The sequence below is a fragment of the Verrucomicrobiota bacterium genome (assembly GCA_038744685.1).
Lineage (GTDB): Bacteria > Verrucomicrobiota > Verrucomicrobiia > Opitutales > Puniceicoccaceae > Puniceicoccus.
In genome coordinates this window covers 1-15,895 of the sequence record JBCDMB010000022.1, presented here as the reverse complement: position 1 = coordinate 15,895, position 15,895 = coordinate 1, and the positions used below count along the sequence as shown (strand labels likewise).

At 51.6% G+C, this 15,895-nt stretch carries 15 protein-coding genes; 4 read left to right on the top strand and 11 right to left on the bottom strand.

The annotated features are described in order from the left end of the window. Nucleotides 1–6 precede the first annotated feature (6 nt). The 10 genes from AAGJ81_11960 to AAGJ81_11915 form a co-directional block, all read right to left on the bottom strand. Nucleotides 7–2,067 (bottom strand): secretin N-terminal domain-containing protein, encoded by a 2,061-nt coding sequence (locus AAGJ81_11960; GenBank protein ID MEM0966856.1) that lies wholly within the window; start codon nt 2,065–2,067, stop codon nt 7–9. Further along, nucleotides 2,064–2,636: a hypothetical protein gene (locus AAGJ81_11955; GenBank protein ID MEM0966855.1), complete on the bottom strand. Its 573-nt coding sequence runs from the start codon at nt 2,634–2,636 to the stop codon at nt 2,064–2,066. The genes AAGJ81_11960 and AAGJ81_11955 overlap by 4 nt, the downstream gene beginning before the upstream one ends. Beyond that, entirely contained in the window at nt 2,633–3,781 is a 1,149-nt protein-coding gene (locus tag AAGJ81_11950) for a hypothetical protein (protein ID MEM0966854.1), read from the bottom strand. Before AAGJ81_11950 ends, AAGJ81_11955 begins: the two co-directional genes overlap by 4 nt. Further along, nucleotides 3,756–4,856: a hypothetical protein gene (locus tag AAGJ81_11945; GenBank protein ID MEM0966853.1), complete on the bottom strand. Its 1,101-nt coding sequence runs from the start codon at nt 4,854–4,856 to the stop codon at nt 3,756–3,758. The genes AAGJ81_11950 and AAGJ81_11945 overlap by 26 nt, the downstream gene beginning before the upstream one ends. Beyond that, the gene (locus tag AAGJ81_11940; protein MEM0966852.1) at nt 4,853–5,464 is read right to left on the bottom strand and encodes a prepilin-type N-terminal cleavage/methylation domain-containing protein; all 612 of its coding nucleotides are present in this window, start codon (nt 5,462–5,464) and stop codon (nt 4,853–4,855) included. Before AAGJ81_11940 ends, AAGJ81_11945 begins: the two co-directional genes overlap by 4 nt. After that, the gene (locus AAGJ81_11935; protein ID MEM0966851.1) at nt 5,461–5,892 is read right to left on the bottom strand and encodes a prepilin-type N-terminal cleavage/methylation domain-containing protein; all 432 of its coding nucleotides are present in this window, start codon (nt 5,890–5,892) and stop codon (nt 5,461–5,463) included. Before AAGJ81_11935 ends, AAGJ81_11940 begins: the two co-directional genes overlap by 4 nt. A 13-nt stretch (nt 5,893–5,905) precedes the next feature. Beyond that, nucleotides 5,906–6,268 (bottom strand): hypothetical protein, encoded by a 363-nt coding sequence (locus AAGJ81_11930; GenBank protein MEM0966850.1) that lies wholly within the window; start codon nt 6,266–6,268, stop codon nt 5,906–5,908. Further along, nucleotides 6,268–7,161 (bottom strand): helix-turn-helix transcriptional regulator, encoded by an 894-nt coding sequence (locus AAGJ81_11925; GenBank protein MEM0966849.1) that lies wholly within the window; start codon nt 7,159–7,161, stop codon nt 6,268–6,270. The genes AAGJ81_11930 and AAGJ81_11925 overlap by 1 nt, the downstream gene beginning before the upstream one ends. 238 nt (nt 7,162–7,399) lie before the next feature. Beyond that, complete coding sequence (locus AAGJ81_11920; protein MEM0966848.1) at nt 7,400–9,097, bottom strand: NAD-binding protein; 1,698 nt, start codon at nt 9,095–9,097, stop codon at nt 7,400–7,402. A 130-nt stretch (nt 9,098–9,227) separates the two neighbouring features. Further along, the gene (locus AAGJ81_11915) at nt 9,228–9,734 is read right to left on the bottom strand and encodes a thioredoxin-like domain-containing protein (GenBank protein ID MEM0966847.1); all 507 of its coding nucleotides are present in this window, start codon (nt 9,732–9,734) and stop codon (nt 9,228–9,230) included. Between the two features lie 262 nt (nt 9,735–9,996). Between AAGJ81_11915 and purL the strand changes: the two genes are divergently transcribed. Genes purL through AAGJ81_11895 form a run of 4 tightly spaced genes read left to right on the top strand, consistent with a single transcriptional unit; the run spans nt 9,997 to nt 15,694 of the window. Next, a complete protein-coding gene (gene purL, locus AAGJ81_11910) occupies nt 9,997–12,381 on the top strand; it encodes a phosphoribosylformylglycinamidine synthase subunit PurL (protein ID MEM0966846.1) in 2,385 nt (794 codons plus the stop codon). After that, nucleotides 12,368–13,408, top strand: coding sequence for a phosphoribosylformylglycinamidine cyclo-ligase (gene purM / locus AAGJ81_11905; protein ID MEM0966845.1), 1,041 nt, complete (start codon nt 12,368–12,370; stop codon nt 13,406–13,408). Before purL ends, purM begins: the two co-directional genes overlap by 14 nt. A gap of 6 nt (nt 13,409–13,414) precedes the next feature. Beyond that, a complete protein-coding gene (gene purQ / locus AAGJ81_11900) occupies nt 13,415–14,704 on the top strand; it encodes a phosphoribosylformylglycinamidine synthase I (GenBank protein ID MEM0966844.1) in 1,290 nt (429 codons plus the stop codon). A gap of 15 nt (nt 14,705–14,719) precedes the next feature. Continuing rightward, nucleotides 14,720–15,694 (top strand): phosphoribosylaminoimidazolesuccinocarboxamide synthase, encoded by a 975-nt coding sequence (locus AAGJ81_11895; GenBank protein ID MEM0966843.1) that lies wholly within the window; start codon nt 14,720–14,722, stop codon nt 15,692–15,694. Nucleotides 15,695–15,706: 12 nt separating this feature from the next. Here AAGJ81_11895 and AAGJ81_11890 read toward each other — a convergent pair. Continuing rightward, nucleotides 15,707–15,895, bottom strand: a 189-nt coding sequence (locus AAGJ81_11890) for a transposase (GenBank protein ID MEM0966842.1), incomplete at its 5' end; no start/stop codon positions are given.

Genomic DNA, 15,895 nt, shown 5'->3' with positions numbered 1-15,895 from the left:
GACCATCTAATCTGCCGTTCGCACGCCATCTGCAACAGCATCGTCATCAAAGGGTTCTACCACGCTTATGTCCGGGTTGATCCTCGGAACATTCATTGAATCAAATTCACCCGTATCGAGATAGCTCCTTACTGAATCGCGTTCATCGAGATTGTCCAGGAGTCGGTTCGCGTCTTCATTCGCGGCCGAGGGAGCAAGCATAACATTTGGCTTGATAAAAATCAGAAGCTCCCGGGTTCTTACCTCGTTGTCGCGACGAGTGAAAAGCCATTCCCCGACCACTGGCAGATTACCCAGAATCGCGAGCTTGTTTTTTGTGAGATTGCGCTGACGCTCCTGCAATCCTCCGAGGACGATAATCTCTTGGTCCTGGACGCTAATAAAGGACTCTGCCTCACGAGTTCCGATAATTGGCTGCCCATTTAAGTCGGGGTTGTCAGAGTCCGTGATGATCGAAACGATATTTTCCACCACCTGAAGGATCTCCATCTGGATGACTCCTGTCTCTGCGATCAGAGGCTTCACCGTTAGCTGAATACCGATGTCCCGAAACTCGACCGTGCTTCGGGTGGCGTTGGCATCATTGTTAATCACCGAACCGGTAACGATCGGTCGGGTCTCCCCTACTTCTACCCGGGCTTCCCGGTTGTGAGTGGTCATTATCGTCGGTGCCGAGAGAACCGTCACATCCCCGTTGCCGCGAGCCACGTTAAATACGGTTTGCAACGAGAAATCCCGCAGCGAAAAAGCGCTGAAGACTGCTGCCCCAACCCGCAGTGGAAGCTCTGCTCCATTGACCTCGGCAAGACGCAACTGGCTCTCTCCTTCCGTATTGTATTGCAGACCGAATACATCGATACCTCTGACTTGATCCTGGTCAAGGGTGACCTCAACAATCACCACTTCGATCCGTACTTGTGCGAGAAGGATGTCGATCTGATCAATTAGTATTCCAATTTGTTCGATATCGTTTGCCGTGCCATAGGCAATGACCGAGTTGCTCCGCTCATCGAAAACCAGACTCGCGAACGGGCTAAACTGCATGAGCGCGGCGGTCCTCGCTGCGGCAGCGGCTGCTGCTGCTGTAGGTTCTGGTGTCGGCGTTTGCACTTCAACTAAAGTCTCTACCTGGCCCTGGACTTCACCGATCTCACCCTCACGCTGAACTGAAACTTGCTCGTTTTCCTGACCCCTCTGGTTATCGATCAACTGGGTGATGACGTTCGCGACCTCCTCGGCGACCGCGTGACGGATGTAAAAGACTTTGCTGGAGGTCAACGGTTGTGCATCAACATCGAATTCTTCGACTAGGCCCTCGATGAACTCCATACTATCCGGGTGGGCGACGACTACCAATTGGTTTGACCGCTCCACTGAAGAGATAACGGTGCTTCCTGAGAAATACCGCGCCAGAGGTCCGGTTTGAAAAGCTTCCAGGTTCCTTTGCAGGTCCTCTGCCGGAATATGACGTATCTGAAAGAAACGGATCTCCTCGTTCGCTGCCTGTTTGCGGTCAATTTGCTGCAAGACCTCTTCTACCCGTTGCAAATTGGTCAACGCATCCGCGACAAGAATCCAATTCGCTTTTTGAATCGTGACGAGGCCTGCTCCTCCAAGGAGAGGCTGGATAGATGCCGTTGCCTCGTCAGCAGTAAGAAAATCCAACTTGAAGATTTTTGCAAAAACGGCCTCGGTCGGTGCCATGCCGAGAGTCGACCCGACGATCAAATTCGGAGACTCCGAAAGAACTGCTGCGCTGGCAACGGCCTTGACAAACCGATCCGACAACTCGACGAGAGAGATCCCGTTTAGACTCAGTAAACTCTCCAGAGCTACAATTCTCTCTTCGCTGGTGAGCGTCTGAGTGGGTAGGAAGGTGATCCGGGCGTTCGGAAGGGACTGCGGACGTAAGACAGACTTACCCGTCAACCTCTCCAACTCAGTGAAGACTGTGTCCAGATCCGCATCTACGAAAAGAAACGCGTCATCCTGAGCACGGATCGTCGCCGTCCCGATTCCAAAAAGAATCGCGATACATAAGGTAACTGATCGAATCAAAGTATTCATTGACTGGCAAAAAGCCCCGCGGGAGACCGCGCAGGAGATCCCGAATCGAATTCGAAACCAGCGAGACGGAGGACAATGTCCAGACGCTCTGGCGCCCTCTCATTGACGGAAAGCAGCATTTCTTCTATCGATACGGGGATCCCATCATTTTCGATACGACGGATAAAGTCAATGAGCGGAACAAGCTGGATATCGTCGAATCCTAGGTCCAATTGATGCACGGAAACCATCTCGCCCCGCAACGTCTCAACCGGATCCATATCCGGAGAAAGACCAACACCCCTGGCAATTTCGTCTACAATTTCGACAAATGTAGACGCAGACAGAGACCTTTCAGCATCCATCTCTTCCAGTCTTACCGCTATCTCACTCTCGATGGCAGACTTGCGACCAAGAACGGTATCCTGAAACTCCAGCTCAGCAGAGACTCTACCATTCCGCTCAAAAGCATCTCGCAAACCTCCAAGAACCGAAGACCCCCAAAAAAGACCGATCCCTAGAATCAGAGCTACCGCGATTGTTCTTTCCCGCAGACTGAGACGAAAAAACCGTTCCCGCACCTGAATCACAATCCAATCTCCCGGTTCGGAACCCTGACTTCCAGTTCAAACTCAACGCGTCCATCCCGAGATCTAGGACGGGGAAGCTCGACCAGAAGAAAACGAGGATCCGCCGTAAGGCGGTCCATGTACTCATTGAGAACCCCTACCTGAGTGACTCGACCCTCCACCGTAAACTGATCCGGTTCCTCAAATTCAACACTGAGAAACTGAACCCCGTTGGGTCGAAGAAGATTGAGTTGACCGAGCCGCTCGAAGACTGAAACCCGCGATTCTCCAAGATCTCCAAGACGGGAGACTAGGTTCGCTCTTTCCTCGACTGCTCGAACATCCGGTCCCTGCGCGGACTCCTTCCTTTCTTTTCCGGCTACCCAGAAGTTCAAAGCGAAGAGAACCCCCTGAGAGAGAAATACCAACAAAAGAATTGCAGCTGCAACTTTTGCACCCAGCCAAAGTCGCTCTCCTGCCTTCTTTTGGCTAATGAACTCTTGAATCAATTCCGATGCCCGCAGATCCGCCTTCCAGAGCGATTGACCTTGGAGGCTCCACTCAAACTGGTCTTCGTCTCCAATCTCTGTGACAGAGCGGAACTTGCCTCGGGAGTCCGCAGATACCTCACGGATTCCAAGTCTCTTAAAACCGTCTTTTCCCGGCCACCTTCTTCCCAAAAAGCGAAATGCCCCCTCGACGTCATCCCAAAACGAAGAATCGGCCGTTCTGTTGGAAAATCCAATAATCTCGGTCGGAAGTGAACCGGCTTGGTCGAAAATCAAAACGAAAGAACCGTTGGCAGTTTCGCAAATTTCACAGGCACCGGCATCCCGAGAAAAACTCAACAAAGGAAAGAACTCAGGCAGGAGAAACTGATCACTTCCCGCTTCGGGAAGTGAATTTTCCTCGCATCCCCAAACTGCGACAGCTCCATCGGACGAAACGATTCTTCCTGTAGCGATCTGTTCAGGTGGAAACGGAGATTCCTCTTCAAAAGCGAGAAGTGCCGCCTCTTCCGCTTCTTCATCCGAAATGCCTTCAACGGCTTCAAAATACTGATACACGACGAGGTGAGCAGGCACGAAGACGACCCTGCCAGAAAGCTCCTGCTTTTCACCACTACTCACGGCCGACACCTTACTCTTCTTCAGCCCCTTCTTCAAGGCTCAAGGCCAGCCCTCCCCGGACATCAAAGATAGTCCATTCACCCCAAACACCAGCTGCTCCTTCACCGTTACTTTCATCATTCTCTCTCGGCAAATCCAACTCTGGTTCAGAGGGAATTTCGATATCGGGATCCTCACTTCCGCGATCATTGTCACTTTCTGTCTCTCTTGAAATCCAAACCTCCTTCCACACAGAACGCTCTCCTACTTCTGCTGAAGCCCGGATGCGGAGAACCTGACTCTCGGCAGAGAATAAGTCACCCAGGGAGGCCTCCTCAGGAATTTCCGTGAGAATCCTGTCGTCCTCAGAACCCAGCTCGTTGTCCCTTCCATCCCGACGATCCAGCCATAAGGGATTGCTGATCAGGTTAGCTTCACTCAGCCACTCGACCAAGTCTCTGTCCACCGTGTTGATATTTGCAGGAAGATCGTGGTCGAGACTGAACAGACTCGAGAAGCGTGAGGCCCAATCCCGTAGATTTCCTTCTTCATCGAAGGCTACCTCTTTCCATTCAGGAATCTCCCAGACTTCATCCCACGAACGGGGCGGTCGATTCGCAATCCAGAGATCGTCGTCACGGCCGACCGCGCTGTTCTCTCTTCCTTGAAACCTTTGATCACTATCCTCGTCGATCCAATCGAGAAGAAGGTCACCAAGTTCGGATGCTTCACCTTTCGAAAAACCTGCTTCGTCCAACAGTTCCTTAAGATCGTCTTCTGCCAAAAGAGAAAGTCCCGGCTTTGAGGACTCGTCGAAAATCTCAACTGTCACTCCTTCGAGGGTAGATGGCCATCCACTCATCACCTCCGCTGGGACTCCCCATCCCTCTGAAGGGCTATGCAAAGATCCAGCCACTTCTTCGAAAGCACTCAGAGCAGCGACGCCCGTCTCGATAGCACTTGAAAGCTTTATGTTCACCCCGGAAATGGACTCCGCTCCACGCGTCTCCGCGAGGAGTGCGCGCTCGAGTGTATAGCTTGCCAAGAGCGAAACCACCACTCCCATAGCCGCCAGCACTCCGAGCACTACCAGAAGAACTCCACCCTTGCAGAATCGCTTAGCTTCTCTCACCACAGCGCAAGATCTCCCTCTGGACTTCCCAACCGTATCCACCTTACCGTTTCATCTGGATAAGTGAGGACCAGATATTCTGGCAGAGATGGCTCCACTCCCCCTCGGCTCTCTAACTCCTCTTCTGCCTCCCAACGCTCCCGCGCTTCGTCCCAAACCCAGTATTCAACCTCCACCCCTTCTCCGTAGAGTAGGACTCCATCCTCCGTTCTCGGTCGATCCTCGTTTTCACCTACCACGGGCACCAATCGAATTTCGTCGCGCTCGACCACTAAGGCAAAACGCTCGGTCTTCCACTCCTGCTGGACGTCCCGAGTGAGTGGACTATTTTCGATCGTGAATGTAATCCAGTAGTCCGCCAGTTCGCCCGGCAAAGTCTCAACGGAAAGATCGTCTTCTCCAAATGATTGCAGGTACCCCTGAAGAAATGAGAACAATCGAAATTCCGAATCCGCCTCCAAATCCCCCTCCCTCGCCTTTTCCCATGCTGCAACAATTCCGAGAAGTAGATTGATAGCCGCTGCAAAAATGGCTGCCGAGAGCGCAAGGGCGATGAGGACCTCAACTAAAGTAAACGCCGATTGTGTTCCGGTCTTGGATTTCCTCACCGCTCTACCTCCTCAAGTCGGTCCTCGATATCGCGCCGGGCGTCCTCCATGAGAGGTCCTCGATCAATCGCATTCGACCAAGAGGGACGAAAAAGGAGAACTTCCCGTGTTCCTTCACGATCGCCGACCTCGATTTCTATCGAAACGCGAAAGAGATCCGGAATTCCAGTATCCTCTACATCTGCATTCCAACGCACCGTTTCTCCATCGGGCAAATTGATCCGATCTCCCTCCTCTGCCGCGTCCACGCTCTGGGTCTTCAGCAAGGCATCCATGGCAATTGAGAAACCAATAGGTGGCTGCTCCACAAAGCGGGCCCGGGTAAGTAGATCGAGGGAGGACCGGACTGCCCCTCCAACAGCAACAGCGGCAACGGTCAAAAGGGCCAAAGCAAGGAGAACTTCTGGGAGAGTGAAAGCGGACTCCACCCTTCCGAAGCGGTTACTCCAACTGCCCTTCCGCTGCCAAAATCTTCTCTTCCACGGCGTCAAATCGCTTACTGGTTTCTTCGCGAAACGAATCTAGATCGGCAAGTGATTCCGGCCGGAAATCACTGATGGACTTGGAGATACCTGCCATTTCTTTACCGAGACCCTCTGCTTCGACTCTCGCCTCATGTTCAAGGTCATCGTACCTCATCATGGATTCACTCTTTACTCTCCCTACCCGATTCGCCAACAGGGCTCGGCGAGTGTGTAGCTCGCCTATCACGAAGACTTTCCGCTGGAAGAGCTCCTGCTGAGACTCCTTTTCCCGCAGATTTTCCTCCAGCTCTTTGACGTCTTCTTCAAGCGACTCGTCCATTACGGGATCCTGATTTTGCCGACCCCCGATCGGGAGGGTCTGTAAGACTCGCCTCCTCGCACGACCTCAAGATACTCTCCTTGCGTGTAAGAAACCAAAACTTCTCCTTCGTTCTCAACCAGTCGACTTTGACCCGGGTCCAGGGAAAACCGCTCCAACGTTTCGCCAGATGCAACATCGTCAACCATAATCCAAGTTGGTCCACCTACAGCTCGAATGGTTAGGTCAGCAGATTCAGGGAACAATTCGGCATCTGAGGCGCCAACGATTTCGGCAGAACTTCCGGAATCTGAAAGTTCAGGGTTGAGAGGGGTCTCTTCTCCACCAGATATGAGCTTGATCAACGCAATCAATAAAACGACAGCAACTGTAACCGAGCCGACAACCACAGCGACTTTGAGGTAGAAGGTCCGATCCATTGGCTCTCCCGTTTCCTCCAAATCATCGTATTCCGGATCGTCCCCTCTAGAGTGTAACCCAGGCACGCGAATTTGAGGGAGTCGCCACCGCTTTTCAGTCCCTTCAGCCTCATCCGGCGTGGCCGAGTACTCTTCGTCTGGTGCGTCCGAAATTGGTGCCGCAGCCCGCTTGCGTTTTGAACCAAGCTCCATCTGGCCTAGCGAAGGTTTTGCATCTCCCCGACCCTGAGCCGCTTGAGTGCGATGAAGACGAGCTTGAACCTCATCTGCAACAGCCGAGGGGTCCTCGCCAAGGTAGCGTGCGTAAATTTTGATAAAACCCCGCTGGTAGATGGGAGGGAGCGGCAGGTCAAAATCGTCGCTCTCGTATCGGGTCAGGTATTCCATCCTAATCTTGGTGGCCTCAGCGGCCTCCCTCAGAGAGACACCTTTTCGTTTCCGCGCTTCTTCCAGTTTATTGCCAAGTGTCTCCATACCTGCTCGTTTTCAATGATTTACGATGAGAATGAGAACTCAGTAAAGACTTCGCAAAACAAAAGTGAGCAGTCTCCCAAAACCATGGAATTCATCGGCACTTCAGCAACCAAGAGCTTCCAAACCGTTGATTCAATTCGCACCGAAAGCCACTCCTCCAAGTCCGCCGAAATTCCTGCTAATCTTGAATTGGAAACAATGGCGCAGGGGAATCAAGAGAGGATTTCTCTAATCATTCTTAGCCGAACACTGCATTAAATCTCTCTCGCTGAGCATTCGTGCCAAGAAGAAGAAGCTTTCCCTTCGATTGGAGGACGACTGTCGGGGGCGGGTTCGTCGTAGTCTGGCCTCCATATTCAAATGCAATTACGACCAAGCCTGTTTCCGAGCCAATACCGCTTTCGGCAAGAGTTTTATTGGCGAGGCTCGCGGGAACATCCACTGAGAAAAAGTCAGCGCCTTCTCCGACCATTACGGGCTCCCTTTTCAACAAGTAGGCAGTGATAAACTCGCATCCCAGCGAAGCGTAGCTCAGAACGAAGTCAGCACCGGCCCGATAAATCGCATCGATGTTTCGCTCGCGGGTGATACGGCTCACGATTCCCAATTCCGGTTTCAGGCGGCGAAAGTACACGGCGAGATGAATGTTTTGTGCATCGTCATGGGTGGTAAGTGCGACAGCATTTGCGGTCCCCACACCAGCGGCTTCCAACACTTTCCGGTCGGCAGCATTCCCGATAATAACCTTGTCGCAAAACGGTGCCAACTCTTTCTCCAAAGCCGGATTTTGGTCCACAATGCGAACGATCACTCCCCTTTTCCGGAGAGCGGTAGCCGTCGATCGACCCACCTTTCCCCCGCCAATCACAAGCACCTCATGCTGTCCCGCATCACCAGACCCAAGTAGCTTATTTAGGCGATCCACCTGTTCCTGCCTTCCTACGGCTACGGGGACACAGGTCTCCCCTAGCGGCTTGTTCGGATCGACGGAACAAAGTCGACCCGAGTCCCATAGACCTACCACGTTCATACCGGTCGATTCCCTTATGCCCGCCTTTAGTAGCGATTTACCCTCCAAAGGAGTACCGTGGACGAGAAACTCAACGATCACGAGATCCTTGAACCGACCCACCTCCTGTGCCGTCCCTGTTCCTGAACCAATACGGGTCGCCAAGTGTTCGCCGAGCCTCGTTTTCAGTGCCAGCGGGTAGGTTGCTCCGCTCATCGAAAAAATGTCGATCGAATCGTCCTCCTCTGCCAAAGCGATGATCGGTATCGTCGAGCTAATCGACCGAACTGTCAGTAGGATGTTTGTGTTTACTGCGTCGGCTGCGTTGGCCAGAAGAAGCCGCGCTTTGTTCACATTGACGTTCTCAAATGTCTGCGTGTCATCAATCTGTCCTGCTACAACGGTCAGACCTTCTTCCCGGAGTTGAGCTGCCTTTTGATGGTCGCCTTCAAGAATGCAATAGGGGATGTCATTGAGTTTCAGTTTACGGACCAGTCCATTTGTAATGAAATCTCGCTGACAAATGATCACGTGATTTTCTAGTTCGGGAGCTACCTTCGTCGGAACTTTGGCGCGGATCTGAGCCTCGAGCCATGGTGCGTAGAAAAAACGAATGAAAGCAAACGGGAGCATGATCAGGAGTAGAACTACTCCTGAGGACATCACGAGAACGCTAAATAAACGGCCGATATCGCTATCGAAAGTAATGTCACCGAAACCAAGGGTGCTCATCACAGTGAGCGTCCAATAAAAACCGGTGAGCCACGAATGATCCTGCCCCTCCCAAAGCATGACGACGTGGAATAGAACTGAATATAGAACTATAATCCCGAGGAGGAAAAACAGATACGTCTTCAGTGCTCCAAGATTCCTGCGGGCCTGGGGGTCCCTTATGAAATAAGAAAACTGTGAACCAAGGAATTTCATCACCTACTCCGTTTTCAGATAGAAGAATCCACAAACCTATACACTCGGAAACGCTGTTCCCGATAAAGAGCTTTTACGGTCGTTTTCCGGAATGTCCGCTACAGGGAGTTACCGGATAAGTCTAGACGACCTATTGCGAGGCCAGAAGGGAATTCAACTCTTCTAACGTTTGGTAGGGAGACTTGTAGTCTTCGCCCGGGGCCTTTCCGAGGATCTGGTTCCCGTCACCATCAAGAACCACGAGATAAGGGATTCCGCGGGCAGAAAACTCTCCCAAGCCGGAAGCCTGCCGTTCATCGAAGCTCACGGCAGGAAAGTTCATTTTGCCCCACTCCATGTATTCTTCCATGGCATCTGATCCTCGGTCGCTACTCATAAAGATCATCTGGAAGTTTGGGTATTCTTCCGAAGCCTGATCATAGAACTCGGATAGTTGCGGAGTAAATTGCCGACAAGGTGGGCACCAGTGAGCTGAGTAGTATACGGCAATTACATCCTTGCCGTCCAAAGCATCAGAGGCTGGAACGAGGGCGTCACCATCAAGGCGAACCAAATCGCCAGAAATTTTGTCTTGGAGACTTCCTCCAAAAGCAAAGGAGCTGGCGACAGCAAAAAGTAAGCAAAGAAAGAGTTTCATGGCTGTAAGTTCCTGATTAAAGTAAGATTAGGTAAGAACCATCTACTCTTTAGTGCCATTTTGCGAGCCTTTTCATCGGAGAAAATGTGGGTCATCATCCGATCGAATATCCATAAGTTATTGATTTTCAATTATTAATATTCGATTTTGACCGACGGATCCAGAATGGGAAAAAATCCGAAATCTCCTGAAAGCGCGAAAATCGTTGCTGTCACGAGACAGGAATTGACTCGTTCGCACCGAGACGGTCAGCTCGCGGTAGATGCCTCCTCTTCATGCACAACCGATTTCTTTAGACTTCAATGGCCTTAGTGAGGAGGCCATTGCCTCCCTTCTCCGCGACCACCATCTCTCTCTTACGGTTGAAGAGGCACGCACAATCCAAAATCGAATCCTTAAGCGTCCACCGACTCTCGCAGAGTGTGTTCTCTGGTCAATTCAAGGCTCCGAACACTGCTCCTACAAAAGCAGCCGGACTCACCTAAAGCAGTTTCTCACGGAAGGACCCAGCGTAATCCTGGGTCCAACTGAAGACGCTGGTATTGTCGAAATTGCCCGGGACGCTAAGGGTCGCCGTTTTGGATTGGCGGTAAGCCACGAGAGCCACAATCATCCATCTCAAGTAGTCCCTTATGAGGGAGCTGCTACTGGTGTCGGAGGAAACGTTCGCGATGTATGCTGTATGGGTGCAAAGGTAATAGCAGTCGGAGATTCGTTGCGCTTCGGCGACGTTGACCTTCCGAAGAGCAAGTGGATTCAGGAGGGAGTTGTCGCAGGGATAGCTGGATACGGAAATCCCCTTGGTATCCCCAACGTCTGCGGCGACATATTCTTTGATCCGGGCTACAACGACAACTGCCTCGTTACGGTGCTGACCTTGGGCGCTATCGCAGAAGATGAAATTCTCCACTCCTATGCTCCGGAGAATGCGGAAGGCTATCATCTTATCCTTGTGGGAAAGCCTACTGACAACAGCGGATTTGGCGGCGCAAGTTTTGCCTCTGGCGAGCTGGATGAAAGGGAGAAAGAGAAAAACAAAGGTGCAGTTCAAGAGCCAAACGCTTTTCTGGAACGCCACCTTCTTAAGGCAACTTATGCCCTACATAGGATCTTAATAGATAACCAGGCGATCAACCGGGTAGGTTTCAAGGATCTTGGCGCAGGGGGTATTGCCTGTGCAAGCGTAGAGCTGGCTGAGGCCGCTGGTTACGGAGCCGAGGTGGAAGTGGACAAAGTCCCGGTTGGTATGGAAGGACTCCCGCCGCACGTGATCCTCTGCTCGGAAACCCAGGAACGCTTCATGTGGGTCGTCCCTGAAGACCTTAAACAAATAGTCCTGGAACACTATAATCAGACTTTTGCGTTGCCGGAGGTCTCTTCTGGGGCCAGAGCGGCAGTGGTAGGGCGAATCCGGGGCGACGGACTCTACCGCGTAACATGGAACGGTGAGATTCTCGTCGAGGCTTCAGCCTCTGAAGTCACGAAGGGAATCCTTTATGATCGGGATTACTCTCTTCCAGAAAGATATACAGCATCCGAGAGCATTCCTTCTTTTTCTGCATCTGATTTTTCAACCGACCTCCTGTCACTCATGGGGCACCATAACGTGGCCTCAAGGAAACCTGTTTTTGAATCCTACGACAAACAGGTTCAAGGCGCTACCGAGTTAGAGGCGGGTCGTGGTGATGCCGGAGTATTTCGTCCTTTCGAAGATCCGGTCTGGCCAGAAGAAATTCGCAAGGCAGGCGCAGTTGTGAGCCTCGACCAAAATCCCCGCTACAATCGTATCGATGCCAGAGCAGGAGCGCAGTGGTCAGTCTTTGAGGCCTTTCGAAATGTATGCGCTGTCGGAGGAAGGCCCGTCGCCTTTACAGACTGCCTGTGCTACGGAAATCCAGAAAAACCGGACCAGATGGGAGACTTTGTTGCTGGAGTCGAAGGAGTAGCTTCGGCCGCTAAGTCCGTCACTCTTTTTGACTATCCCGAGTCCGGCATTCCGATCATCGCCGGCAACGTCTCTCTTTACAACGAGTCTCAGGGACGTGCTATCCCACCCAGCCCCATGATTTCTTGCGTCGGCAGAATGCCTGATGCCTCAAAAGTGGTTGGATTCGGGTTTTCCAGAGCCGGTTCCCTCGTGTTCCACGTGGGCGCGTTTGCTCGTTCACTATCTGGATCGCTCTGGTTGGAAAGTAAGGGAGGAACCCACGGGACAATTCCAGACCCAGATCCAGAGGTGATTCAGCGAGACGCTTACATGGTCGTTGAGATGATCGAGGAAGGGGTGATTCTCTCTTGCCACGACGTGTCCGATGGAGGCCTTGCAGTTGCACTTGCGGAAGCAGCAGTTGAAGGCGGGGTCAGTTTTGATGGGATCTCCTTCGAGAAAGGTACCGATCCGTCAGTTTTGTTCGGTGAATTCGGAGGATTCATCGTTGAGGTAGAAGACAAAAACAAGGAGTTTTTTCTGACGAAAGCGAAAGCTCATAACGTTCCTGTCGAAGCCGTTGGCAAAACCGCAAACAGCGACGACTTTATCCTCGGATCCAATATTAAGATCCCGCTCAATGAACTAAAGACTGTCTGGGAATGCGGATTACGCGAAAAGCTCGACTCCCAAATGAACCATCTCCATGAGCAAAGCTGATTATAAATCATCGGGTGTCGACATAGACGCAGGAAATGAAGCGGTTGATCGGATCGCGCCACTCGCCAAGAGCACCTTCGGCCCGGATGTTCTGACAGGTGTGGGGTCGTTTGGTTCGATGGTGGAACTAGGCGCTGCTCTCAAACGCTACCAAAACCCAGTGCTTATCCAGAGTATCGACGGCGTTGGAACAAAAGTATCAGTGGCCAGGATGGCAGGAAAGTATTTCAATCTTGGCATAGACGTAGTAAGCGCGACTACGAACGACATTCTCGTTCACGGAGCGCAGCCCGTTAGTTTCCTCGATTACATCGCTAACGAGAAGCTCGATCCTGCTGTTGTGGAGGAGATTGTTGCCGGCATGGCTCAAAATTGCCGCGAAAATGGAATCTCTCTTGTAGGTGGTGAAACGGCGGAGATGCCGTCAACCTATCTGCCGGGCGAGCATGATATCGTTGGCTGCGTAAGTGGCCTAGTTGACAAGGAAAAGATCATAAACGGATCTTCGATCACCCCAGGAGACGTGGTAATCGCCCTTTCCTCCTCCGGTTTGCATACCAACGGTTTTTCTCTTGCCCGAAAAGTGTTTTTCGAGATTGCGGGACTTACTACCGAAGATCGTCTGGAGGACCTCACCGCGTCTGTAGGGGACACGCTTCTTGAGCCTCATTTGAATTACCGAAAACCAATAGACCGATGGATTGAATCAGAAGTTTCGATCAAAGGTCTAGCACACATAACGGGGGGAGGCTTCCTGGAAAATATCCCCAGAATACTACCGGAGGGAACTTCCGTCGAAATCAAGAAAGGCTCTTGGCCGGAAATTGCTGTTTTTTCTGTCATCCGGGAATTGGGCGAAATCGATGAGAGGGAAATGTACAGAACGTTCAACATGGGAATTGGACTCGTCGGCATTTTGCCTGAAGAAGAAGTTACCCGCGCCCTACAAATTGCCGAACAAGCCGGAAGCAACGCATTTCGAATTGGGGCCGTAATCCCTGGGGATCGAAAGGTTTCTCTTATCTAGGAAAGAATGAAAAAGGTCGCAATCATCCAGTTTCCCGGAAGCAATTGCGAGGCGGAGTCAGCAGCGGCTATCCGGAGAAACGGGATGCACCCAAAGGAGTTCCTATGGAACCGCTCGTCAGCGGAATTGTCATCTTATGATGGATACTTTCTCGTAGGAGGGTTTTCCTACGAAGATAGATCGAGGGCAGGAGTTCTCGCGTCGCTGGATCCAATCCTCGAAATCATTAAACGGGAAGCGGAGACCGGAAAGCCAGTCCTTGGTATCTGCAACGGTGCACAAATACTGGTTGAGAGTGGCCTTGTTCCAGGGGTTTCTGGAAACAAAGTGGCCATGTCATTAGCTCCGAATCGTCGTCAGGTTGGTGAGCACCTCCTTGGCTCGGGGTTTTTCAATGACTGGTGTTTTGTGAAGAGTGCTGTCGATCCGGATAGAACGGCCTTCACGCGCCACATTGAGAAGGGCGATCAACTCAACATACCATTTGCACATGCTGAAGGGCGTTTTTTAGCCCATCCAAGTCTCCTTGAGGAGATAATGGAACGCGGACAGGGAGTGTTTCAGTATTCTGCGGAATCTGGAAACATTGAGAATCACTTCCCAACGAACCCGAATGGATCCGCTGAGAACCTTGCTGCTGTTTCGAATCCCGCGGGCAATGTGATGGCGATGATGCCTCATCCTGAAAGAACACCGAACGGAAATGCAATATTCTCGTCCATGAGAGAATACATGGAGCGCGGGCAGACCCACGATTCTCGTCCGCTGGAATTTCATGTGGAGAATGAGCAGGTCGAAGAGCGTTCAGTTTCAGCGGGTTCCGTGACCTTACCCGTTTCACTAATTATCACGGATACAACAGCAAAGTCGGTGGAACAAAGCCTGCGTAGAATCGGTTTCGATGTCTCGGTCGAGCGAAGGATTTTATGGGAGCTGGAACACTCCGATTTTCCCGAGAATTGGGAAACTGAACTTAAAGAGACTGGTGAGCTCTTTAACTCTAACAAGGAGTTTGTCGACCGATCAGACCCAGGCGATCCCTCGAAAGTTGCGGTTGTCTGCGTCTCCCCTACCGATGACTTGCGTGGGAAACGGGTTTTGGAGACGCTTCAACGCCGGTTTCACCTCGAGTATCCCAGTCAACTAAACTCATCCGTCTTGTGGATTCTCAGATTCCAATCGGCTGAGCTTCGCAAAACCCAGCTTCCGAAAGTTCTATCCACCCATATTTTACACAATCCGGTGTCGGATACCATAGGCGAATTAGATCCAGAGGCCTTTCTGAAAAAGGTCTAACCAGAAAAACAGAAGATGCATACCTCTGGCTTTCCCCTCTCTGAAGCGGAGCTACTCGGAAAAATAATCGAAAAGACTGATTGCCGGACAGGCAAAGTAGAAGGAAAGGTCCGCGACATATACCGGAGCGATAACAGGATCGCGTTGGTGTGCACGGATCGCCTAAGTGCGTTTGATCGTTCCATAACGACGATTCCACTGAAGGGCAGAATCCTGAATCTGCTGAGTGCTTGGTGGTTTCGAGAAACTGAACCAATCATTGAGAATCATCTAATCAGCGTTCCTCATCCGAACGTTACGATCGCAGAGGCTTGTAAGCCGATTCCTCTTGAATTTGTAGTCCGAGGATACCTTACGGGATCAACTTCCACGTCACTTTGGACCCACTATTCTGAAGGGGCGCGTAATTACTGCGGAAATATCATTCCAGATGGTTTGAGAAAGAACGATGAGCTCCCTCAACCCATCCTGACGCCAACAACAAAAGCACAGTCTCACGACCAGCCGATTTCCGGAGAGGAAGCTGTGAACTCAGGAATAGTAAGCGAAGAAGTTTGGAGTCTTGCCTCCAAAAAAGCTCTTGAGCTCTTTGAATTTGGGCAGAGAAAAGTCCGGGAGTCTGGGTTCATTCTCGTGGATACGAAATATGAAATGGGCCTAATAGAAGACGGATCCCTCGTTCTCATTGACGAAATCCACACTCCTGATTCGAGTCGTTTTTGGAGATTGGACACTTTAGAAGAGCGGCTCTCTCTCGGCGAGGAACCTGATAGCGTCGATAAAGAGTTTATTCGGCTCTGGTTCGCCAACCGCTGCGACCCATACCACGATGAAAGGCTACCTGAAGCCCCTCCCGAACTTAGACTGGAGCTCACCAACCGATATCACTCGATTTACATGGCTCTGGTCGGCGAATCTGTTCCTCTTCCAAGTGACACAGAGACAGAGTTAGGAACCATCAATCAAGTGGTGAATCGCTCTCTTTGTTGAGGATCTTCCATCCTACCCGAATAAGTCTTTACGCAATCCTCCGAGAGTGGAGAGACCCCTCCAGTTTGCCCCTCTCATGGGCTTGGGTCCCGGGGGTCTTACGGAAGCGGGCGGCGGCTGGGCCACAGCCTGTTCTCTGACGAAGGCTTCTGAGCCGAGAATCCTGCCGTCGGTGAAGTAGCGCACCCGGCAGCGCAGGAG

Excerpts from the sequence above, each read along its gene's own strand:
- AAGJ81_11960 (MEM0966856.1), bottom strand. The coding sequence starts at position 2,067 with ATGAATACTTTGATTCGATCAGTTACCTTATGTATCGCGATTCTTTTT.
- purQ (MEM0966844.1), top strand. The coding sequence starts at position 13,415 with ATGAAAAAGGTCGCAATCATCCAGTTTCCCGGAAGCAATTGCGAGGCG.
- AAGJ81_11925 (MEM0966849.1), bottom strand. The coding sequence starts at position 7,161 with ATGGAGACACTTGGCAATAAACTGGAAGAAGCGCGGAAACGAAAAGGT.
- AAGJ81_11920 (MEM0966848.1), bottom strand. The coding sequence starts at position 9,097 with ATGAAATTCCTTGGTTCACAGTTTTCTTATTTCATAAGGGACCCCCAG.
- AAGJ81_11915 (MEM0966847.1), bottom strand. The coding sequence starts at position 9,734 with ATGAAACTCTTTCTTTGCTTACTTTTTGCTGTCGCCAGCTCCTTTGCT.
- AAGJ81_11930 (MEM0966850.1), bottom strand. The coding sequence starts at position 6,268 with ATGGACGAGTCGCTTGAAGAAGACGTCAAAGAGCTGGAGGAAAATCTG.
- AAGJ81_11895 (MEM0966843.1), top strand. The coding sequence starts at position 14,720 with ATGCATACCTCTGGCTTTCCCCTCTCTGAAGCGGAGCTACTCGGAAAA.
- purL (MEM0966846.1), top strand. The coding sequence starts at position 9,997 with ATGCCTCCTCTTCATGCACAACCGATTTCTTTAGACTTCAATGGCCTT.
- purM (MEM0966845.1), top strand. The coding sequence starts at position 12,368 with ATGAGCAAAGCTGATTATAAATCATCGGGTGTCGACATAGACGCAGGA.